20 protein-coding genes are annotated in these 21,269 nt (G+C 69.0%); 10 read left to right on the top strand and 10 right to left on the bottom strand.

Features of this window, described 5'->3' with window-relative positions; all coding sequences use genetic code 11:
• Position 1 precedes the first annotated feature (1 nt).
• Complete coding sequence (locus ABL312_RS20075) at positions 2-544, top strand: GNAT family N-acetyltransferase (RefSeq protein WP_349359169.1); 543 nt, start codon at positions 2-4, stop codon at positions 542-544.
• Positions 545-881: 337 nt separating this feature from the next.
• Here the strand turns inward: ABL312_RS20075 and ABL312_RS20070 are convergent, their stop codons facing one another.
• Both ABL312_RS20070 and ABL312_RS20065 read right to left on the bottom strand, forming a co-directional pair.
• The gene (locus tag ABL312_RS20070; RefSeq protein ID WP_349359168.1) at positions 882-1,184 is read right to left on the bottom strand and encodes a DUF6916 family protein; all 303 of its coding nucleotides are present in this window, start codon (positions 1,182-1,184) and stop codon (positions 882-884) included.
• Positions 1,185-1,214: 30 nt separating this feature from the next.
• On the bottom strand, positions 1,215-1,697 hold the full coding sequence (locus ABL312_RS20065; RefSeq protein WP_349359167.1) for a hypothetical protein: 483 nt from the start codon (positions 1,695-1,697) through the stop codon (positions 1,215-1,217).
• A 210-nt stretch (positions 1,698-1,907) separates the two neighbouring features.
• On the opposite strand from ABL312_RS20065, the gene ABL312_RS20060 reads away from it, so the two are divergent.
• A complete protein-coding gene (locus ABL312_RS20060) occupies positions 1,908-2,708 on the top strand; it encodes a SapC family protein (RefSeq protein ID WP_349359166.1) in 801 nt (266 codons plus the stop codon).
• A 191-nt stretch (positions 2,709-2,899) separates the two neighbouring features.
• Here ABL312_RS20060 and ABL312_RS20055 read toward each other — a convergent pair whose 3' ends face one another.
• Positions 2,900-3,454, bottom strand: a complete 555-nt coding sequence (locus tag ABL312_RS20055) for an invasion associated locus B family protein (protein WP_349359165.1) — start codon at positions 3,452-3,454, stop codon at positions 2,900-2,902.
• 359 nt (positions 3,455-3,813) lie between these two features.
• Here ABL312_RS20055 and ABL312_RS20050 point away from each other — a divergent pair, with 359 nt between their 5' ends.
• Positions 3,814-4,833, top strand: coding sequence for a LacI family DNA-binding transcriptional regulator (locus ABL312_RS20050; protein WP_349359164.1), 1,020 nt, complete (start codon positions 3,814-3,816; stop codon positions 4,831-4,833).
• 71 nt (positions 4,834-4,904) lie between these two features.
• Here ABL312_RS20050 and ABL312_RS20045 read toward each other — a convergent pair whose 3' ends face one another.
• Together ABL312_RS20045 and ABL312_RS20040 are read right to left on the bottom strand one after the other, a co-directional pair.
• Positions 4,905-5,864, bottom strand: a complete 960-nt coding sequence (locus tag ABL312_RS20045) for a tripartite tricarboxylate transporter substrate binding protein (protein ID WP_349359163.1) — start codon at positions 5,862-5,864, stop codon at positions 4,905-4,907.
• A gap of 1 nt (position 5,865) precedes the next feature.
• The gene (locus tag ABL312_RS20040; protein WP_349359162.1) at positions 5,866-7,341 is read right to left on the bottom strand and encodes an FAD-dependent oxidoreductase; all 1,476 of its coding nucleotides are present in this window, start codon (positions 7,339-7,341) and stop codon (positions 5,866-5,868) included.
• An 802-nt stretch (positions 7,342-8,143) separates the two neighbouring features.
• Here ABL312_RS20040 and ABL312_RS20035 point away from each other — a divergent pair.
• The 3 genes from ABL312_RS20035 to ABL312_RS20025 are packed head-to-tail and all read left to right on the top strand — an operon-like array spanning position 8,144 to position 10,816.
• The gene (locus tag ABL312_RS20035) at positions 8,144-8,863 is read left to right on the top strand and encodes an SDR family oxidoreductase (RefSeq protein WP_349359161.1); all 720 of its coding nucleotides are present in this window, start codon (positions 8,144-8,146) and stop codon (positions 8,861-8,863) included.
• Complete coding sequence (locus tag ABL312_RS20030) at positions 8,860-9,303, top strand: tripartite tricarboxylate transporter TctB family protein (protein WP_349359160.1); 444 nt, start codon at positions 8,860-8,862, stop codon at positions 9,301-9,303. The genes ABL312_RS20035 and ABL312_RS20030 overlap by 4 nt, the downstream gene beginning before the upstream one ends.
• Before the next feature lie 4 nt (positions 9,304-9,307).
• Complete coding sequence (locus ABL312_RS20025; RefSeq protein WP_349359159.1) at positions 9,308-10,816, top strand: tripartite tricarboxylate transporter permease; 1,509 nt, start codon at positions 9,308-9,310, stop codon at positions 10,814-10,816.
• Positions 10,817-11,006: 190 nt separating this feature from the next.
• Here ABL312_RS20025 and ABL312_RS20020 read toward each other — a convergent pair whose 3' ends face one another.
• A complete protein-coding gene (locus ABL312_RS20020; RefSeq protein WP_349359158.1) occupies positions 11,007-11,972 on the bottom strand; it encodes an isocitrate lyase/PEP mutase family protein in 966 nt (321 codons plus the stop codon).
• On the bottom strand, positions 11,969-12,643 hold the full coding sequence (locus tag ABL312_RS20015; RefSeq protein WP_349359157.1) for a GntR family transcriptional regulator: 675 nt from the start codon (positions 12,641-12,643) through the stop codon (positions 11,969-11,971). Before ABL312_RS20015 ends, ABL312_RS20020 begins: the two co-directional genes overlap by 4 nt.
• Before the next feature lie 145 nt (positions 12,644-12,788).
• Here ABL312_RS20015 and acnA point away from each other — a divergent pair, with 145 nt between their 5' ends.
• From acnA to ABL312_RS19995, 4 genes are read left to right on the top strand one after another with little or no spacing between them, the layout of a single operon-like run.
• A complete protein-coding gene (gene acnA, locus ABL312_RS20010; RefSeq protein ID WP_349359156.1) occupies positions 12,789-15,521 on the top strand; it encodes an aconitate hydratase AcnA in 2,733 nt (910 codons plus the stop codon).
• A gap of 51 nt (positions 15,522-15,572) precedes the next feature.
• Complete coding sequence (locus ABL312_RS20005) at positions 15,573-15,971, top strand: nuclear transport factor 2 family protein (protein ID WP_349359155.1); 399 nt, start codon at positions 15,573-15,575, stop codon at positions 15,969-15,971.
• Positions 15,968-17,323, top strand: coding sequence for a dihydroorotase family protein (locus tag ABL312_RS20000; RefSeq protein WP_349359154.1), 1,356 nt, complete (start codon positions 15,968-15,970; stop codon positions 17,321-17,323). Before ABL312_RS20005 ends, ABL312_RS20000 begins: the two co-directional genes overlap by 4 nt.
• Positions 17,324-17,342: 19 nt before the next feature.
• The gene (locus ABL312_RS19995; protein ID WP_349359153.1) at positions 17,343-18,065 is read left to right on the top strand and encodes an isochorismatase family protein; all 723 of its coding nucleotides are present in this window, start codon (positions 17,343-17,345) and stop codon (positions 18,063-18,065) included.
• Positions 18,066-18,280: 215 nt separating this feature from the next.
• Here ABL312_RS19995 and ABL312_RS19990 read toward each other — a convergent pair whose 3' ends face one another.
• From ABL312_RS19990 to ABL312_RS19980, 3 genes are read right to left on the bottom strand one after another with little or no spacing between them, the layout of a single operon-like run.
• A complete protein-coding gene (locus tag ABL312_RS19990) occupies positions 18,281-19,342 on the bottom strand; it encodes an AbrB family transcriptional regulator (RefSeq protein WP_349359152.1) in 1,062 nt (353 codons plus the stop codon).
• Positions 19,335-19,793 (bottom strand): tripartite tricarboxylate transporter TctB family protein, encoded by a 459-nt coding sequence (locus ABL312_RS19985; RefSeq protein WP_349359151.1) that lies wholly within the window; start codon positions 19,791-19,793, stop codon positions 19,335-19,337. The genes ABL312_RS19990 and ABL312_RS19985 overlap by 8 nt, the downstream gene beginning before the upstream one ends.
• Positions 19,790-21,265 carry a tripartite tricarboxylate transporter permease gene (locus ABL312_RS19980; RefSeq protein WP_349359150.1) on the bottom strand — a complete coding sequence of 492 codons (1,476 nt, stop codon included), beginning with the start codon at positions 21,263-21,265 and terminating at the stop codon, positions 19,790-19,792. The genes ABL312_RS19985 and ABL312_RS19980 overlap by 4 nt, the downstream gene beginning before the upstream one ends.
• Positions 21,266-21,269: the final 4 nt, after the last annotated feature.

The following is a 21,269-nucleotide window of genomic DNA, read 5'->3' as shown; positions in this document are numbered from 1 at the left end:
CATGACGATGCCTGCCGCGGCCGCCATTCCGGCGGCCGCAGATCGGCCGATCCCGACGCTTCCCCGCGCCAAGCGGCGGGGGCTCGTGCTTCGCCGCATCGCGGAAAGCGACCTGCCGTTCCTCGCCGCGCTCTATGCGTCGACCCGGGCGGAGGAAGTCGCGCCGCTGCCCTGGAGTGCCGACGAGAAAACCGCCTTTCTCGACATGCAGTTCCACGCGCAGCATGCCCATTACATGCAGCATTATCCGGATGCCGACTGGCTCGTCGTGGAACAGGCGGGCACCTCCGTCGGGCGGCTCTATCTGGAACGCTGGCCCTCGGAAATCCGGGTCATCGACATCGCGCTCTTGCCGGACGCGCGCGGGAACGGCCTCGGCCGGGCGATGATGGAAGACGTGATGGCGCTCGCTCGGGCGGACGGCCTCGGCGTCGGCATTCACGTGGAGTACAACAACCCCGCCATGCGGCTCTATTCCCGCCTCGGCTTCACCAAGCGCGAGGACAAGGGCGTCTATCACCTCATGCGCTGGGACCCGGCCTGAACGGATTGCCGGCGCGACCCGCCTCCTCTCTTCTCTATCCGGCGTTGATCCGGGCTGGCCGATCCTCGGGGGCTCGTCGATTCTCGGGAGTTGACCGATCCCTGGGCCGACCGATCGAGGCAGATGCAGGTCGATCCGCAGCCTGGGCCCCGCACCCCGCAGCCGGACGACAGCGCGCCTGCGCGTCACACGGCGAAATCGGACGCCCCCTCCCCACGCTCGCGCAGGGCGCTCGACAATCGGCGCCGCCAGCGGGCTGCGTCTTCCGAAGCCGGCAGAGACCCAACCCGACGGGCGCGAAGCCGCTGACAAATCGCTCGGCCGGGACAACCAGGCCTCAGGCGAAGACCGCCTCGTAGAGCACGCCCTGTGCATCCTCCCCGATGGGGACGAGAAAGAGGTCGATCGCCTCCTCGCCGTCGAACTCGACGCGATGGATCGCCTGGTCGATCACCGGCGACTTCGGACCGCGAAACACCACGGAAAACGCCCCGCCGGGGCGCTCGGACTGGCCCCTGTGCGCGACGTCCGTGATCCGCAGCGCCATGGTTTCGCCGTCGGCGCTGACATGCACCGGTTGCGCCATGCGGGCCGAGAAGTCCTCGGCGGTGAGCGCGGCAAGATCGGTGAGGGACGTCATGAGGCAGTCTCCCGAGAGGTTTTGATACGGCTAAGTGTCGCCCGTCGGCCCGGCGGGCGGTGTGCGGTCCGAGCGCGGGCGGCGGACGATGCGCGGGATCGGAAAGACGCCGAACCCGAGATCGATGGTGCGCGCCCGGGCGGGCGATCCGCCCCGGGCGGTGTCGCCCTCAGGCGCAGCGGTCGCGGCGGGCAATCCGGCGGCCAGGGCGCCGCTGCGGATCGCCTCCAGCGTCGGCTCCACCACGCCCCCGAACCCGCCCTGATGCAGCGCGGTCAGCATGGTCAGCGTGTTGGCCGCCTCCCCTGAGAAGGTCCAGCGGCTGTCCGCGAAGCGACACCCCTGGAGAACCGGCAGGGCACCGCCGCAATAGACGATCCGGCAGGATTCGAAGCTGCAGTCGCGAAAAGCGCCACCGTCGACGATCACGGTCCGGCCATGGAACCGCGCCCCGTGGTGCGTGCCCCGCACCGGATTTGGGTCGCTCGCGCCCTCGTTCCCCGCCGTCGTCATTCGCGCTCCCGCTGTGGCGTCTCGCCGGCGAGCGTAGAACAACCAGACCGCGCTGGAAAGGCCCGCTTCGCGCAACCGAGACGCGCCCTCCCCCGCTCTGTTCGGTCCGGGACCACAGGGGCGCCGTGAACGGTTGTCGCCACGGGGGCACACCCGTTAGGGTGTTCGCGACGTGCGTTCGCGCACCGCCACAGGCAAGGGATTTCACACATGAGCGACACACCGGGCGATGCCCGTCAGACCAATGGCGCCGGCGCGGCGCCTGCCGAAGACGGCGCAAGCGCGGCGCCGGGTGCCCTGCCGCTGTTCTATCGCACGCCCGAGCCCCTGCGCGCGGACACGCATGGCGCCTTGAAAGTCGATCTCACGCCGCATTACGGCTTCGCCCGCAACGCCCATGCCGTGCCGCTGAATGCCATCGAGTTCGCGGCCGCCGCCCGCCACTATCCGATCGTGTTCGCCGCCGGCTCCACCCCGCCGGCGGCGGTTGCCGTGCTCGGCCTGCGGCGCGACGCCAATCTGTTCGTCAACGCGGCGGGCGGCTGGGTCGAGGACCTCTACGTGCCCTCTTACCTGCGCCGCTACCCGTTCATTCTGGCGCGCGATGCACAGGGCAAGGATTTCGCCCTGTGTGTGGATGTCGCCAGCGACAAGGTCGGCGAGGCGGCCGGCCATGCACTCTTCGCCGAGGGCGCGGCAAGCGAGGCCACCCGGAAGGCGCTGGAGTTCTGCAGCGCGTTTCACCGCGAGGCGCAGGCCAGCGCCGCCGCCCTCGAAAAACTCGCCGAACACGACCTGCTGATTCCCAACGAGGGGCGCTTCACCCTGTCTTCCGGCGAGGTGCTGACCGTCAACGACTTCCTGGTCGTCAGCGAGGAGCGGTTCGCTGCCCTGTCAGACGCGGCGTTCCTCGATCTGCGCAAGGCCGGCACGCTGCCCGCGATCTACTGCCATCTTCTGTCGATGCGCTGCTGGAGCGACCTCGTGCGGCGGCTCGAGGCCCAGGCCTGACGGTCTGCCCGCCCCCCGAGTTTCGGTGCGGTTCGGTGGCTTTCGGTGGCCCTGAGCAGCGCGGTATTCCTCAGTCCCGCCCCAAACCCCGATCCCCGGCCCCCGGACCGTCCGCAGCCGGGCCGGGGTGCCCGCTTTCCCGCTTTCGGGAAAGCCGGCGTGCGGCGCGGGGTGCACGCGTGCGGTGCAGGTCAGTTCAGCTGGTCGTAGGCGGCGGTGAAGCCGATCAGCGACACGGGCACGGCGAGATCCTTGCGCTGCGCCGTCTTGAAGGCGACCGTCATGCGGCTCCCCTTCTTCAGGGACGCGAGAAGATCGTCGCTGATCGCCGTTCCGGCATAGGCCCCGTTGGCATCGCTCGTCTGGATGACGAGGGCGGAAGGCTCGCCGTCGTCCACCGCGATCGAGGCGCCCGCCGGCAGGAAGACGCCATGCGGCAGGGCCAGCACGAGCGCATGGTTTTCCGCGCCCTCGCGCGGCTCGACGACGACCGTCAGCAGGCGCTGGTTGGTCTCCTGAAGAACGATGTTCTGCACCACGCGGCACCGCCGGGGCGCGTCGCCCTGCGCCTCGCCGCATTGCATCACCCAGTTGCGCGCGCCGTCGCTCCCGCCCTGCGCGCCCCCCGCTTGCTGGGCCTCTACCGCGCTCGCGCCCGCCAATGCGAGACCGGCGGCGAGCGCAAGCGCCAGGGGGCCGGCGCGACGCGCTCGGGTGCGAAGGAATGGTCGGCGAGCGAAAATCATGAGCGAATCCGATCCGTTTCGACAATCAGGCATTGTGCGCGATCTTAGGGACCAGACCCCCGGCGGGTCAATGCGCAGGGCCCCGCAAACAGGCCCTCGCAAGTCGCAAGAACCGGCAGCCGGACGCCGCGTCCCGCCCGCGCGCGACGTCCCGCTTGGCGTAGGGGAAAGCGCCGGGTAATCTTGACGTCGGGCAAGGGCGCGATCATGGGAGGCATCCCCCTTTAAGACGGATCCACCGGGCCCTGCCGCCGAGGACCGCCATGACATCGCGCTTTCCCGTTCCCGCGCCCGCCCGTCGCCTCTGCCGCACGCGCCAGCTTCCCCGCTCCGCCTCCGCTCGGATGCGCGGCTGAACGATGGCGCGGGTGACCTCACAGGACGTGGCACGCCGCGCCGGGGTCAGCCAATCGGCGGTCAGCCGGGCCTTCACGCCCGGCGCCAGCGTCGCCCCGGAGACCCGCAGCCGGATCCTCGCGGCCGCCGAGGCGCTCGGCTACCGGCCCAACAAGATCGCCCGCTCGCTGATCACCCGGCGCTCCGGGCTCATCGGCATCGTCGTCGGCTATCTCGACAATCTCTTCTATCCGACCGTGATCGAGAGACTTTCGCGCGGCCTGCAGGAGCGCGGTTTTCACGCGCTGATGTTCTTCACCCCACCGACGGCCGAAACCGACGAGGCGGTGCTGCGCGAACTGCTGGAGTACCAGGTCGACGGTCTGATCATGGTCTCCGCCGGCCTGTCCTCGACCTTCGCCGCCCGCTGCTCGGCCGCCGGCATTCCCGTCCTGCTGTTCAACAGGACACTCGACGACCCGTCCTTGTCGGCGGTCAGCTCCGACAATGTGGCCGGCGGCGAGACGATCGCCCGCCATCTCGTCGCCTGCGGTCATCGGCGCATCGCGTTTCTGGCGGGCTGGCCGGGAAGCTCCACCAGCCGCGACCGGCGGCGCGGTTTCGTTGCCGAGCTGAAGCGCCAGGGCCTGGATCTCTATCGCGAGGACGTCGGTAACTACGATCTGGAAACAGCGCGCGCCGCCACGCGGCGGCTGTTCGCCGAACCGCCGATCCCCGATGCCCTGTTCTGCGCGAACGACCACATGGCGATTGCCGCGCTGGACGTCCTGCGCGCCGACCTCGGCCTCTCGGTTCCCGGGGATGTGGCCGTGGCGGGCTACGACGACGCGCCGATGGCCGGCTGGGCCGCCTATGCGCTGACCACCGTCAGCCAGCCGCCGGACGAGATGGTGGCGGCCGCGCTGCGCATCCTGCTCGCCAACATCGCCGCACCGGCCCCACGGCCCGAGCGGGTCCGGATCGCCGGGCGCCTCATCCTGCGCGCCAGCACCCGGGCGATCCACGAGCCGCCGTCCGCATGAAAAAACCGCCGGCCCTGTCGGACCGGCGGTTTCTGCATTCTCCGTCGCGGTTTACCGCGACACGCAGCGCTTTACTGCGAGAAGTCGATCTGCGGCAGCAGCCACTCGAAGTAGCTGTTTTCGGCGAGCAGCACCTCGGTGAAGGTCAGCGCGTCCGCATAGTCGATTTCCGTCAGCGTGGTCTTGCCGAACTTGACGAAATTCTCGCGCTGGACAGCCTTGGCGACCGCCGCGGAGATCGTCTCGACGACATCGTCCGGCGTGCCGGCCGGCGCCCAGATGCCGACGTTGGGCGGCAGCGCCAGATCGACGCCGGCTTCCTTCAGCGTCGGCAGGTCCGGGGCGAGCTGCGCACGCTCCTCGCTGAGCTGCGCCAGCGCCACGAGCTTGCCGGCCTCGGCCTGCGGCAGGATCGCCGAGGCGAAGCCGAGCACGACGTCGACATCGCCGGCGACCGTCGCGGCGATGGCCGGGGTCACGCCGCCGAAGGGAATGTGGAACATCTCGATGTCGGCGGCCTTGGCGATGGCCTCGGCGGCGATATGCGTCGCCCCGCCGGTGCCGGCGCTGCCGTAGCTGACCTTGCCCGGATTCGCCTTGGCGTATTCGAGCATCTCCTCCATCGTCTTGAAGGGCGCGTCGGCGCGCGCGGCGAGGACGTTCGGTCCCACGGCGACCCGCGCGACCGGCTTGAGATCCTCGAAGCCGTAGGGCAGGTCACGCTGATGCGGGGCGACCGTCTGCACCGAGCTCACCGCGAACAGCAGCGTGTGCCCGTCCGGATCGGCGTTGGCGACATAGGCGCCGCCGACGGTGCCGCCGGCGCCGGGGCGCGTTTCCACAACCACCGGAGTGCCGAGTTCCTCCGACAGACCCTCGGACAGCGTCCGGGCGAGCGTGTCGGTCGAGCCCGGCGAATAGGGCACGATGATGGTCACGGCGCGCGACGGAAACTCCGCCGCCGCCTGCGCGGTCATCGCGGCAAGGGCCAGGCCGGCCCCCGCCAGAAGCGTCGTCAGTGTTCGTTTCATGTCATCCTCCGTTTGCGACACAAGAAACTTCACGCGCCGCGCGCGGCACGGCATCCGCGCGCGACGTAGCCTCGGGCGCGGTGCGCCCCCTCGCGGCCTGTCCGGCAGCGCGACCGGCCACGTATCCAAGACCCAGCGCGGACAGCAGCCCGTTGCCGGACACATAGCCGCCGGAGCCGGACCGTCCGCTGATCCCGACGGCCGCGCCGCCGCCGGCGAAGAGACCGGGGATCGCCTCGCCGTCCGGGCGCAGCACGCGGGCGCGCGCATCCACCATCAGTCCGCCCTGGGTGTGAAACACCGCCGGCATGATCTGGGTTGCGTAAAGCGGCGCGCGCAGCGGCCCCATCTCCCAGCTTGTGCGACCGAAACGGTCGCTGCCACCTTCGGCGGCGCGGGCGCAGCAGGACAAAGTCCGTTCCAGACGGTCCGCCGGCAGGCCCGCGCGCCGCGCCAGGGCGGCAACCGTCTCCTCGACGATCGTCACGCCGGGCGCCAGCACATCCCCGAAGGTCGGCTGGCCGGCCCGCACGCTTTCCGCGATGCGGGCGTCGTAGATCATCACGCAGGGCCCCTCGGCGGTCATTTCATGATCGGTGAAGGCCGAGTAGCCGAGCGTTTCGTCGGCGAAGCGGTTACCATTCGCATCGACGATCAGGCCGCCGCGCTCGATCACGGTCCAGGTCACCAGCGCGCCGTTGCGGGCGGCGATGGCCGCATGGCCCTGAAAGGCGCCGAGATTGCCGGTCGCCGCGCCCAGGTCGCGACCCCAGCGCAGGGCCTCGCCCTCGCTGCCGGGCGCGCCGGCATATTGCGCCGCGCGGGTCGACGGGCAGTTGAGGTGCAACAGACCCGGCGCGCCGCCGAAGCCGTTGGTCGCCAGCACGACCGCCTTGGCGCCGATGCGCAGCGTGCGCCCCTGCGAATCGCGGGTTTCGGCGCCGATCACGCGCCCGTCGCGCTCCAGGAGCCGCACGGCCGGCTGCGCGAAAGCCAGCGGAATGTCGCGCGCTTCCGCCGCCCGCTCCAGACCCGCCAGAAGATCCGCACCGGACCGCGACGGCGGCGCATGCAGACGCGCCACGCTGTGGCCGACATGACGATAGGTCTCGACGAGGGTCAGTTCGACGCCGGCGACATCGACCAGCCATTCCACAAGCGGCCCGGACAGCCCGGCCAGCGCGGCGGTCAGATGCGGCGCGTCATGGTCCCCCGCGACCCGGTGCAGATCGGCCTTGAAGCGCTCCGCCGTGTCGTCGATCCCGGCCGCCTTCTGGAACCGCGTTCCCGCGCCGGGGATCGATCCGCTCGACAGAACGGTGTTTCCGGCGGCACGCTCGAGCTTCTCGATGACGGCAACCTCGGCGCCGGCCTCATGCGCGGCAATGGCGGCCGTCAGCCCGCAGCCGCCGGCGCCGATCACCAGAACCTCGATGTGCATATCCATCTCGATACCCGACATCGTGTCGTGCGCCATGTCGGCTCCCCCTTGACACTCCCGGCAAGGACTCATCCGGCAACGCTTCGCCGGGCCTCGTCTCTCTGCAACCCGGGTCTCCGCCGTCGCGCACCGCTGACCGGCCGACGCCTGGCGGGACGCAGCTGCCAGCCGGCATCGCCTCCCCGAAAAGTGTCAACACTATTCACGATCACGGCCGGGAGTGTCAACCGTTTTGCGCGCGGATCCGCGCGTCACAGGATTTCGCGAAAGAGGGCAGAGACTTGTTGTCTTTTTTATACATCGTTTGCAAGGAGGCCGAGAGGCTTCCCGAATCTCCCGAAAGGCGTCAGGGTTCGTCGAACGCGCTCGTCTTGCACTTATAGTGTTGACAGTTTGCGCGCAAATGACAGTATGGCGACGAAAATCGCGGCCCACTGGCCGGGTGTCTGGCCAAGTGTCTGGCCGGGCGTGTCGCCGGGTATGTCGCCAGGTGTGCCCATGACGCGCCGCTCGCCCTCCCGGGTCGCGGCGCCTGCCGACCGGCGGGCAGCTTTTGGGGCCGGGCCGCGACGGACATCCGCGCCGCCCCCGGTCGCAGCGGGTGACCATGGGGGATCGGCCGGCATTGCCGGCAAGCGACGGGCCACCCGCCAAGGCCAAAAGCCTGGCGGTCGGGGGCGACGGCGGATGCCTCCGGCGTCCGGTCGGGGACCGGGTCGGGACCGGTTGGGGCCGGCATGCCGGACAGACTGAAGATTGGGAGCGTGTGATCCGTACCGAAACAACAAGCGCCGCGCGGGCCCTGGTTACCGGGAGCGCATCCGGCATAGGTCGCGCGGTGGCGCGGCGGCTGATGGCCGACGGCTACGAGGTCGTCGGCGTCGACAGGGTCGCCGGGGAGACCGCCGGCGCCTCTGGAGCGGGCGCGGAGGCGGCGGGCGATCGCCAGCATGAAACCCTGCGGGCCGATTTGACGGCGCCGGACGATCTCGCGCGCGTGTGCGCGCAGGTCGCGGGCGCCCCCTGGAGCGTCTTCGTCCATGCCGCCGGCATCATGCGGGCCGATGCGGACACGCGGACATGGGCCACCGCCGGGCGCGATCTCTGGCTTCTTCACGTGGGCGCGGCGGCGCATCTTGCCGCCGCGCTGACCCCGACCATGCCGACAGGGCGCGGCCGGATCGTGCTGCTGTCGAGCCGGGCGGCGCGGGGCCGCGCCGGGCGTCAGCTCTATGCCGCCTCCAAGGCCGCGCTCGACGGGCTGGCCCGTTCGCTCGCCGCCGATCTGATCGACCGTGGCATCACGGTCAATGTGGTCGCGCCGGGCGCGACGGACACGCCGATGCTGCGCGACCCGCACCGTGCGGCCCCCATGCCGCCACCGCCGCCGCTCGGCCGCTTCGTCGCCGCCGAGGAAGTGGCGGCGACCGTCGCCTTTCTGGCAAGCATCGAGGCCGGTGCCATCACCGGTCAAACGCTCTATCAATGTGCAGGCGCCGGCCTGGCGTCAGCCGGACGGACAAATGGATCGGCCGCCCCGATCCGGGAGGAGACATGAAACCTGTTTGGAACCGGGCGGAACTGATCGCCGCCCTGGCCTTCGTGGCCACCGGCGTCGGCGCGCTCGTCATCGCGCTCGACTATCCGCTCGGATCGATCACGCGGATGGGCCCGGGCTTCGCACCCGTCGGCCTGAGCCTGCTGCTGATCGCCACCGCGGGGGTCGTCGCCCTGCAGGCCCGCCGGGCGCCGGAAAGCAACGTCCACTTCGCGCTCAGACCCTTCGCCCTGATCATGGGCGGGATTCTCGTCTGGGCGGTGCTGGTCGACCGGGTCGGCTTCGTGCCCGCCACCGTGCTTCTGGTGCTGGCCTGCGCCTATGTGGAGATCGGCACCACCTGGCGCAGTTCTCTGCTTCTCGCCGGCGGCCTGTGCGCCGCCGGTTACACGATCTTCATCTGGGGACTGGGTATCCCCATGTCCGCGTTCGGAGGCTGAGCCCATGGATCTCATGAGCGGACTTTCCGTCGGCTTCGACATGGCGGTGACCTATGAAGGCCTGCTGTTCTGCCTGATCGGCGTCTCCATCGGCATGTTCATCGGCGTGCTGCCCGGCATCGGGCCGCTGGCGGCGGTCGCGATGACGCTGCCGATCACCTATCACCTGCAGCCGATGAGCGCGCTCATCATGCTGGCGGGCATCTTCTACGGCGCGCAATACGGCGGCTCGACCGCCTCGATCCTGCTGAACCTGCCGGGCACCTCGACCACCGCGGTGACCGCGCTCGACGGCTATCCGATGGCCAAGCAGGGGCGCGCGGGCGTGGCCTTGTTCATCACCACCATCACCTCCTTCTTCGGCGGCTGCGTGGCGATCGTGCTGCTGATGGGCTTCGCCCCGGCGCTCGGCTCCATGGCGCTGGAGTTCTCCTCCGCCGAATATTTCTCGATCATGCTGCTCGGCCTGATCGCGGCGGCGACGATGGCGGTCGGCTCACCGATGAAGGGCGTGGTGTCCGTCGTCGCCGGTCTGCTGCTGGCGATGATCGGCATGGACACCACCTCCGGCACGCTGCGCTACACCTTCGGCATTCTGGAATTGCAGGACGGGCTCAACCTGGTCGCCATGGCGATGGGGCTGTTCGGCGTCGCGGAGATCCTGAAGAACGCCGGTCAGCCGGACCGCCCCACCGACAACCTGCAGAAGGTGCGTCTGCGCGACCTGATGCCCACCCGCGCGGACCTCGGGCAATGCTGGCGCCCGGCGATACGCGGGGCCGGCATCGGCTCCTTCATCGGCATCCTGCCCGGCGCCGGACCGACGCTCGCCGCCTTCCTCGCCTATGCGATGGAAAAGCGGGTCGCGCGCGATCCCTCGCGCTTCGGCAAGGGCGCGATCGAGGGCATCTCCGCTCCGGAAGCGGCGAACAACGCCTCGACGCAGGCTGCGTTCATCCCCACGCTGGCGCTCGGCATTCCCGGCGATGCCTCGATGGCGGTGCTGCTCGGGGCGATGATGATCCACGGCATCACCCCGCGCCCGGAGTTCTTCTCCGTGCACGCGGACCTCTTCTGGGGCCTGGTGGTCAGCTTCTGGATCGGAAACCTGATGCTGCTGGTGCTCAACATCCCGTTGATCAGCGTCTGGGTGCGCATTCTCACGATCCCGCAGCGCCTGCTGTTTCCGGCGGTGATCTTCTTCATCTGCGTCGGCGTCTACAGCGTGAACAACAACCCGTTCGACGTGATGACGGTGATCGTCTTCGGCATCATCGGCTACATGATGAACATGTTCCAGTATCCCACCGCGCCGATGCTGATGGGCTTCATCCTGGGGCCGATGATCGAACAGCACTTCCGCCGGGCGCTGCTGTTCTCGCGCGGCGACATGATGACCTTCATCGACCGGCCGATCAGCGCCGCCTTCCTGGCCTGCTCCGCCGCGCTGGTGCTGCTGCTGATGCTGCCGGCGCTGAAATCCGGTGTCCGCCGCCTGCGCCGGCTGACGTAGGGTCGCGCGTCCGCACGGACGCGGGGCCCGCGCAAACTGCAACGCCCTCGAACGGCGGCCCGCCCGGGCCGCCGTTTTTTTTCGTGCGCAGCGCGCGCGGCGCGCGGGACTGTGGTCCGCGCGCCGGCAAACAAAAAGGGCCCGCCGAAGCGGGCCCTTGTCTTCTTGGCAAGACCGGCGAGAGAGCGCGTCAGCCCTGCTTCGCCATCTCCGGCGCGGCGAGTTCCGGCGGCACGGCGACCCCGTCCAGATCGTTGTAGTAGCGTTCCATCTCCTTGACTTCCGGCTGGCCCATCAGGCCCCAGATGTCGTCGATGGAGACCAGCAGATCGGGGCGGTCGACCACCTCGTCGGAGGGGATCGCCTCCTTCAGGATGGCGAGCGCGTTCTGCATCGCCATCAGGGCTGCGGCCGGCATCAGGCGCGGCAGCGTCACGCGCTTGACGCCGAGTTCCGCCAGACGCTTGTAGGGAATGAGCGGCGTGGTGGGACGGTTGCGGATGCCGAAGCCCATGTTGACCGACACGGGCACCGGGACGGCATCGACCAGGGCCTTGATCTGGTCCTCGCCCTGGATCGCATCGGCGAAAATGAGATCCGCCCCCGCCTTGGCGTAAAGCTTGGCGCGGCGGATCGCGCCTTCGAGACCCTCGAGCGCGATCGCGTCCGTGCGGGCCAGCACCACGAAGTCGTCGTCGCGGCGCGCGTCGCAGGCCGCCTCGATCTTGCGCGCCATCTCGCGCATGTCGATCACGTCCTTGCCGGCCATGTGGCCGCAGCGCTTGGGGCTGACCTGATCCTCGATGTTGACGCCGGCGACCCCGGCCTCCTCGAAGCGCTGGATCGTGTGATAGACGGTGACCGGATTGCCGTAGCCGGTGTCGGCGTCGGCCATCACCGGGATCGAGACGCTGCGCGCGATCATGCGGCAGGCGTCGACATTGTCGGTCAGCCCCATGATGCCGACATCGGGCACGCCCATGCGCGAATTGGCGAGGCCGGCGCCGGTGGTGCAGGCGGTCTTGAAACCCATCTGCTCCACGAGACGCACGCTGTAGCCGTCGAACACGCCCGGCGACACAAGGAGGCCGTCGGCGGCGAGCAGCTCGCGCATCATCCTGGTCGGTTTCACGGCGCGGGCATCGGTCTTCTTCATCCGGTTTTCCTTTTTTCGGATTGTGCAGTCGCGTCCTCGCCACGGGCCTCGAGCAGGTCGTGCAAGGCGCGGGTGGCGCGCGCGATGTGCGCGCGCATCAGGGATTCGGCGAGATCCGCGTCGCGCGCCTTCATGGCGCGCAGGATCTGCCAGTGTTCGGAAAAGGCATCCTCGCGGCGGCCGGGCACCTTGCCGGAGCGGGCGCGGTACAGGCGCAGGAGATAGTAGAGCTCCTCGCACAGCAGATAGCGGATGCGGGCGTTGCCGCAGCCATCGGCGATGCGCACGTGCACGTCCAGCGCCGGTCCGTCGCGCGAGGCCCGCGCGGTGGAAAAATCCTCCACCAGCGCATCCATCTCGGCGTCGGACATGACCTGCGTCGCCAGACGCACCGACATCCCCTCCACCGCCTCGCGCAGTTGGAAGATCTGGATCATGTCGGCGACCGACAGATCCACGACGCGAGCCTTGAGATAGGGCTCCTTGACCACCAACTGTCGGCCCTGGAGCCGTTTCACCGCCTCGCGGACCGGACCGCGACTGACCTGGAAGCGCTCGGCCAGCGCCGCCTCGTTGACAACCCCTCCGAGTGGAATCTCGCCCGTCAATAGAAGGTCGAAGATGCTCTCGAAAACCCGGTCGACCAGTGTCTGATGTTGCTTCTCAGCCAAAGCGAGCCCTTTCTGTCGACACTTCAATCAAGGTTTCCGCGATAATCGCGAAACTAAACGAATTTCATGCGGGCCACAAGCCAGTTTCAACAAAAGTGTTGACACTTTGCGGCCCGACCGATATCGCCAAGGGAAAGGAGGATCCATGTCAGGCCATATGTCCATTCCCCTGTCCGACCTTCCCGCGCGCGCTCCCGAGCACGGGCGGCCCGAGCACGGAGTGCCCGGCCCCCGGATCGTCGATCTGCCGGCGCTCGGCAAGGAGCGGATCGCGCGCCTGCCCAAGTCCCTGCTCGTCGTGCTGGAGAATATGACGCGTCAGGCGCTCGCAGGCGAGCCCGTCGGCGCGGCAATCGACGCCCTTCTCGCCTTTGACGCGACGTCGCGCGACCTGGTCGTGCCGCTTCGGGTGTCGCGTGTGCTTTTGCCCGATTCCAGCGGGCTGCCGGCGCTCATGGATCTGGCGGCCGCCCGCGACGCGCTTGCCGCGCGCGGCGAGGACCCGGAAAAGGTCGAGCCCCGCGTGCCGGTGACGCTTGTCGTCGACCATTCCCTGATCGTCGATGTCGCCGGCCGGCCGGATGCGGTGGCGCGCAACATCGAGCTGGAATACGTCCGCAACCGCGAGCGTTACGCCTTCTTCAAGTGGGCGCAGCAGGCCTTTAAAAGCCTGCGCGTGGTGCCGCCGGGCGCGGGCATCATTCATCAGGTCCATCTGGAAAAGCTCGCGAAGGTCGTCGACCTTCACGAGGTGCCCGGCGTCGGCCCGGTCGCGGCACCCGAGTTCGTGCTCGGCTGCGATTCCCACACGCCGATGGTCAACGGCCTCGGGCTGCTCGCCTGGGGTGTCGGCGGCATCGACGGCGAGGCCGCGGCCCTCGGCCAGCCCTATGTGGTGCGCATTCCCCGCGTCGTCGGCGTGCGACTGACCGGCGCCCTGCCGGCCGGCTCGACCACGACCGACCTCGTGCTGACCGTCACCCAGCGCCTGCGCCAGGCCGATGTGGTCGGCGCCTTCGTCGAGTTCTTCGGACCCGGCGTCGCCGCGCTGAGCGTGCCCGATCGCGCGACGCTCGCCAACATGGCGCCGGAATACGGCGCGACGGTCGGCTATTTCCCCATCGACGCGCGCACCATCGACTATCTCGCCCAGTCGGGCCGCTCGGCGGAACAGATCGCGCTGGTGGAAGATTATGCGAAGGCCGCCGGTCTCTTCGTCGACGACCCCGCCTGGGAGCCGACGGTGTCGGAGGCGATCGACATCGACCTGTCGTCCATCGTGCCGAGCGTCGCCGGGCCGAAGCGTCCGCAGGACCGTGTCGCGCTTCCGGACGTCAAGGCGAGCTTTACCCAGGCCCTGACCCAGCCGACGGAGGAGCGCGGGTTCGGTCTGTCGCCGGACGCGCTCGACGCCCGTGCCGAGGTCACGCTCGACGGCGAGACGGCGACGCTCACGCACGGTTCGATCACCATCGCCGCGATCACCTCGTGCACCAACACGTCGAACCCGTCGGTGATGATCGCCGCCGGGCTTCTGGCGCGCAACGCGGCCGAAAAGGGCCTGGTCCCGCCGCCTTTCGTGAAGACCTCGCTCGCGCCGGGCTCGCGGCTGGTGAAGGATTATCTCGGAGATGCCGGCCTCCTGACGCCGCTCGAGACGCTCGGCTTCCACATCGTCGGCTACGGCTGCACGACCTGCTCCGGCAAGTCCGGCCCGGTCGACCCGGCAATCGCGCAGGCGGTCGCCGACGAGGGGCTGGTGGCGGCGGCCGTCCTGTCCGGCAACCGCAATTTCGAGGGACGCATCCACAAGACGGCGCGCGCCGCCTATCTCGCCTCCCCGCCGCTGGTCGTCGCCTATGCGCTGGCCGGCCGCGTCACCATCGATTTCGAGGCCGAGCCGCTCGGCACGGACCGCGACGGCGCGCCGGTCTATCTGCGCGACATCTGGCCGGGGCGCGACGAGATCGACCGGCTGGTGCGCACCAGCCAGCGCCCCGAACGCTTCCGCGAAAGCTACGAGACGCTGTTCGACGGCTCCGAGCTCTGGCACGACCTGGAAACCGCGACGGGTCCGCGTTTCGACTGGGACCCGGCCTCGACCTACATCAAGCGCCCGCCCTTCTTCGACCTCGACGGCGGGCCGCTGCCCGATGCGATCGAGGGGGCCCGCGTGCTGGTGAAGGTGGGCGACAGTCTGACGACCGACCACGTCACGCCGAGCGGCGAGATCCTGCCCGACAGTCTGGCCGGTCAGTATCTCATCGACCAGGGCGTGGCGCCGAAGGACTTCAACGCCGTGACACAGCGGCGCGGCAATCACGAATTCATGGCGCGGATCACCTTCGCCAACCAGCGCATGAAGAATGCGCTGGCGCCCGGCACCGAGGGCGGCTTCACCCGCCTGTCGGCGCAGGCGGAGCCGGTCCCGATCTACGAGGCCGCCTGCCGCCTCAACGAGGACGGCGCGCCGGCGGTGGTGCTGGCCGGACGCGACTACGGCATGGGCTCGAGCCGAGACTGGGCGGCCAAGGGCCCGCGCCTGCTCGGCGTGCGCGTCGTGCTGGCGCGCTCCTTCGAGCGCATCCACCGGGCCAATCTGATCGGCATGGGCATCGTGCCGCTGGTTTTCGCCGACGGCGAGGATGCCGACAGCCTGGGCCTTACCGGCTTCGAGACCTATCGTTTCGAAGGCCTGCACGACGCGCTGTCCGACGACGCGCCGGTCGCGGTCACCGCGACCCGCGACGACGGCACGCCCCTGCGCTTCGCGGCCCGTCTCGACGTGGCCGGATCGCAGGAGCGCGCGCTGCTCGGCAATGGCGGCATCTTCGAAACCCTGCTCGCGCAGCTGAGCGACACGGCGCCTGCGACCTGATCCGCGCGGCACACCCCGCGCAGTCCGTTGAACCACGAGGGAGAGACATCGATGACACTCGACGAGGCCAGAGACCTCGCCGTCGCCTATCTCGAAGCGATGGAACGCCGCGATCTCGACGCCGCGCGCGGCTTCGTGGGCCCGGCGCCGGAAATCACCTTTCCCGGCGGCCGCCGCTTTTCCAGCATCGACGAGATCGTCGCCAATTCCTCCGGCCGCTATCGCCGGGTGTGCAAGACGATCACCCGGCGCGACGCCTGGGACGCCGGTGCGGCGATCGGCGTTCTGATCACCGGCACGCTTTACGGCGAATGGCCCGACGGCAGCGCTTTCGACGGCATTCGCTTCGCCGACCGCTTCGACATCGTCGACGGGCGGATCGTGCGCCAGGAAGTGTGGAACGACGCCGGCGAGCGGGTGCTCGCCATGCAGAAGGAGGCCGCCGAATGAGCTACGACCTCGTCCTGAAGAACGGCGACATCGTCTTCCCGGCGGAGGGCGTGCGCCGGGGCAGCATCGCCGTGAAGAACGGCCGCATCGCCGCGATCCTCGATCCGTCGGAAACGGTCTCCGCGACCCGCGTGATCGACTGCAGCGACAAGTGGATCCTGCCCGGCCTGATCGACCCGCACACCCATGTCGGCTTCGGCGACAAGGAAAACGACTGGGCGACCGAGACCCGCACGGCGGCCTTCGGCGGCGTCACCGGGCTGATGAGCTTCTGGCGCCACGAGGATCTCGGCGCCTCCACGGGGCCGTGGATCGAAGCCGGCGAAGCCACCGCGATGACCGACTTCGGCCTGCATTTCGGCGTGACCTCGCGCCGGCACGTGGAGGAACTGGGCGCGCTGTCGCGCCGCTTCGGGATCACCTCGATCAAGGTGTATCTCATGTACAAGGGCGCGACCGGGGCGGCCAAGGGCTTCACCGAGGTGGACGACGCGCTGCTCTACAGCGCGATGCAGGCCGGCGCCAAGGTGCCCGGCGGCGTCGTCAGCGTGCATTGCGAGAACACCGAGGTCATTCCGATCTTCCGCGAGCCGCTCAAGGACGCCGGCCGCGACGATCTGGTCGCGTGGGACGAGCAGTCGCCGGGCTTCCTGGAGACGGAAAACGTCTTCCGCGTCGCCTTCTTCGGCGAAAAGACCGGCTGCCCGGTCAACATCGTGCACATGTCGGCGGCCGAAAGCCTGGAGCAGGTGCGCCGCATGCGGCGCCCGGGCCGTCCGCCGATCAACATCGAGACCTGCATCCACTATCTGTCGCTGTCGCGCGACGCGGACATCGGCACCATTGGCAAGGTCAACCCGCCGCTCAGGCCGCAGTCCGACATCGACGCCCTGTGGGAGGGCGTGCGCGAGGGCGACATCACCACGATCGGCTCCGACCACGTGCCGCGCAAGCGCGCCACCAAGGAAGGCAGCATCTGGACGGCGACCGCGGGTTTTCCCGGCATCGCGCAGATCCTGCCCGTGCTGGTCGAGGAAGGCTACTACAAGCGCGGCATCCCGATCGAGCGGCTGGCGGCGACGACCTCGCGCAACGTGGCGGCCCTCTATTCGCTGCCCAACAAGGGCTCGATCGCGCCAGGTTACGACGCGGATTTCGCCGTCGTCGATCCGGCCGGCACCACCACCGTCGACCCGGCGGAGCACCCGTCGCACTCCGACTATTCGCCCTATGCCGGCATGACCTTCCGCGGCGCCGTCACGCACACCGTCCTGCGCGGCACGACCGTGTTCGAGGACGGCGCGCTGGCCTGCCCGGACGCCGCCCCCGGCGCCTACATCAAACGCCTTTGACCTGAGGACACGTGATCACATGAGCGAACGCATCTGGGACAAGTTCCTGACGGAAGCCGACAAGGAAATCTTCCAGCTCGCCGGCTACGGCAAGCGCGGCGGCTTCGGCAAGCGCCCGGCCCTCTTCATCATCGACGTGCAGTACAATTTCTGCGGCGACGAGCCCGGCGAGGACCACAAGGAGGGGCTTAAGAAGTACCGCACCCATTGCGGCCCCATCGGCTGGAAGACCGTGCCCCATACCGAGCGGCTGATGAAGATCGCCCGCGAGAAGGACATTCCGATCTTCTACACCCAGTCCGAGCGCCGGCCCGACATGATCGACAGCGGCGTGCAGGTGGGCAAGAGCCATCGCGGCCACGAGAAGACCAGCCAGGAAGGCAGCCACGCGACGCAGACCGTCGCCCCGCTCGCCCCGCGCCCGCAGGACATCCTGATCGGCAAGCGCAAGCCCTCGGCCTTTTTCGGCACGCTCTTCATGAGCCACCTCAACTTCCTCGACGTCGACACGCTGATCCTGTGCGGCTGCACCTCCTCGGGCTGCCTGCGCGCGACCGCCGTCGACGGCTATTCCTACAATTTCAAGGTCGTGATCCCGGAAGAAACGGCGTTCGACCGCTTCGAGGCGAGCCATGCCATGAGCATGTTCGACCTCAACTGCAAATACGCCGACGTGATCCCGACCGACGAGGTCGCGACGTATCTTTCCGGTCTGCCCGCCAAGGACGGCACGGCGGACTGACGAAACGGCCCCGTCGATGCGGCGGACCGACCTGCGCTTTGTTCCCCTCCCAGGCAAGACGCAGTCAACTGGGCCGGAGCTCTCGCTCCGGCCCTTTTTTCTTTGTTTGTTTGGGGCGTTCGGGTCTTGTGAGTGGTCCGGCCCGGGATCCGTTCCGGTTTGCTGACCGGCAAACGCGGCGAAATCCGCCGCATCAACCCAACCTCCGTCGGGCGTCAGCTCTTGTCCCTGGGGGCGAGCAGCGCGAAGACCAGCGGGGCCAGCGCCATCACGGCCGAGATGCGGATGACGTGATGCAGCGCCACGAAGGCGGCATCGGCCTCCAGCGAGATCGCGACCAGGCTCATTTCCGCCACGCCGCCCGGCGCGAAGGCCAGAACGCCCTGCACCATGCGGATGCCCATCAACTGCTCCAGCAGGGCGGCGAAGGCGAGCGCCAGCCCGAGAAACAGCACGATGGAGCCCGCGGTCAGCCCCACGACCCCGGCCACGCCGCGCCAGGTCACGCCGACGAAGCGGCAGCCGATGACGGTTCCGATCACCACCTGCGCGCCCCATACAAGCACCGTCGGCGGATGCAGATCGCTGACCACGCCGGTGAGCTCCAGCGCGGCGACCAGCAGCATCGGCCCCATCAGATAGCGCGCGGGCAGCCGCAGGAGTTTGCCGAAGAACGCCCCGGCGGCGGCGAAGACCAGCAGCAGGCCGACGTTCTCGAAGGTCATGTCGGTCATCGCGCTCACGCCGCGCGCCACCGCCTCGCCCCCTTCCGCCCAGACGACGAGGCCCGGCAGCACCATCACGGTCAAAAAGACGCGGGTCGAGTGAACGAGCGCCACCTTGGAGGAATCCGCGCCGTTCGCGTCGGCGGCGAGCACCATCTCGATCAGCCCGCCCGGCATGCCGGCGAAATAGGCCGTCTTCCAGTCCATGCGGCCGACGAAGTGAAAGAAGGTGACGGCCACCGCGCCGCACAGCACCAGGAACACGAAGAGCGCCGCGATGCTGATCAGCCAGTCGCCGGCCCGGGCGAAGAGCTCCGGCTGGAAGTAGGTGCCGAGCACCACGCCGATCACCGCGCTCATCGCCGGTCGGGCGAGCCGCGGCGAGGCGAGCGGCGCGCCGGACACGCTGGCGACCATGGTGAACAGCATCGCCCCCAGCATCCAGGGCAGGGGCAGGTTCAGCAGATGAAAGACCGCCCCGCCGATCAGGCCGAGGCCGAGAGCGAAGACATAACGCGAGGCGGTCAGGAGAACGGCGGACGGACTAGACAAGTGCGGCAATCACCCCGCGCGGCCAGTGGATGTTGAGCAGGTAACCGAAGGCGTAGATCGCGGCGAGCGTCGCGGCGGTCACGGCAAGGGTCGCGACGGCCGACAGATCGGAGGCCCTGCGCAGATAGACGAGAAAGGCGACGGCGGTGGCGGGAAAAAAGCCAAATCCGTGCACCAGCCCAATGTAGACCCCGAAGAGGGCGAAGAACAAGGCGGCCGTGCCGAAACCGGACGACTGCGTGCTGGCGTCGAAGGCGCCGCCGGCCTCCGCCTTGCCTTTCAGGAGCGTCACCGCCAGAAGGGCGCAGCACGCCAGACCGAAGCCGGTCGCGAACATGGGAAAGAAGCGCCCGCCGGGAAAGAACCCGGTCGCCATGACGAAGCCGCCGGCAAGGGCCGCGGCCAGTGCGGCGAGGAAGCTCAGATGCCTGAAACGTTCGGTGGCGGTCATGCCGTTGCCCTCCGGGTGAGCGCCGAACGCAGGCCATAGACCAGGAAGGACACCGTGATCAGGGCGAGCACGGCGACGCCCGGACGCGTCAGCCACTCCCAGCCGTAGCGGTTCAGCGTGATCCACAGGTTGCGCTCCACGAGCGCGCTCAGGATGAAGCCGATCAGCAGCGGCGCGCGCGGAAAGCCGAAACGCTTCATCAGCCAGCCGAGAATGCCGCAGGCGAGCAGCGTCACCAGATCGCCTATGTGGCGGGTGGCCTGATAGGCGCCGACGATGATCAGCGTGAAGACGACGGGAAACAGCAGCGAGAACGGCACCAGCGCCAGCCGGCTGATCGGACGCGACAGCAGGAAACAGACCGCCGTGCCGACGATGTTGCCGATGGCAAGGCTCCACACCAGCGCGAAGATCAGTTCCAGATTGTCGGTCAGCATGCGCGGGCCGGGCTGGATGCCCTGCACCACCATGGCGCTCAAGAGCAGCGCCATGCCGGCGCTGCCCGGCACGCCGAACAGAAGCGTCGGGATGAGCGCCCCGCCCTCCTTGGCGTTGTTGGCGCTTTCGGGTGCGATCACGCCGCGCACGTCGCCCTTGCCGAAGCCCGACTTGTCGCGGGCGGTGCGCACCAGCAGGCCGTAGTTCAGCCAGTCCACGATCGAGGCGCCGAGACCCGGCACGATGCCGACGCCCACGCCGACCAGGGCATGGCGCACGACAAGGACCCAGTTGCGCAGAACGTCGCGCGCGCCGCGCCCCCAGCCGGAGCCCACCGCCAGACCCTCGCGGGCGATCGACCCGCCGCGCGCCAGCAGATCGAGAAACTCCGGAACCGCGTAGAGACCGAGCGACAGCACCACCAGCGGCAGGCCGTCGAACAGATAGTCCATCCCGAAGTCGTAGCGATATTCGGCGGTGATGTCGGAGGCGCCCCAGGCGCCGAGGAACAGCCCCAGCGCGGCGGCAAGCAGCCCCTTGAGCGGCGCGTTGCCGGACAGCACGCCGATCATGCACAGCCCCATGAGGCTCATCATCAGGAGTTCGGGAGAGGCGAAGGCGAGCACGATCTCGCGGGCGATGGGCAGCGACAGGCACAGCGCCAGCGCGCCGATCACCCCGCCGAACATGGAGGCGAGGAAGGCGGCCGACAGCGCCCGCGCGCCCTCGCCCTTTTGCGCCAGCGCATAGCCGTCGACCACGGTCGCCTGCGATCCGGCCGAGCCCGGCACGCCCATGAGGACGGAAACGAAGGTGTCGGAGGTGGTGATGACCGCGGCGACCCCGATCAGCATCGCCAGCCCGGCCGTCGGCTCCATCGTGAAGGTCAACGGCAGCAGCAAGGCCATGCCGACGATGCCTCCCAGCCCCGGCAGAACCCCCACGGCGAGCCCGACACCCACGCCGATCAGCAGATAGGCCAGATGTCCCGGCTGCATGACGATGAACAACGCCTGAATGGCGGCTTCGACCATAATC

This window comes from Stappia sp. (assembly GCF_040110915.1).
In the GTDB taxonomy this organism is placed as follows: Bacteria; Pseudomonadota; Alphaproteobacteria; order Rhizobiales; family Stappiaceae; genus Stappia.
The sequence above is the reverse complement of the archived record's forward strand: the minus strand, read 5'-3'. Positions and strand labels throughout refer to the sequence as shown.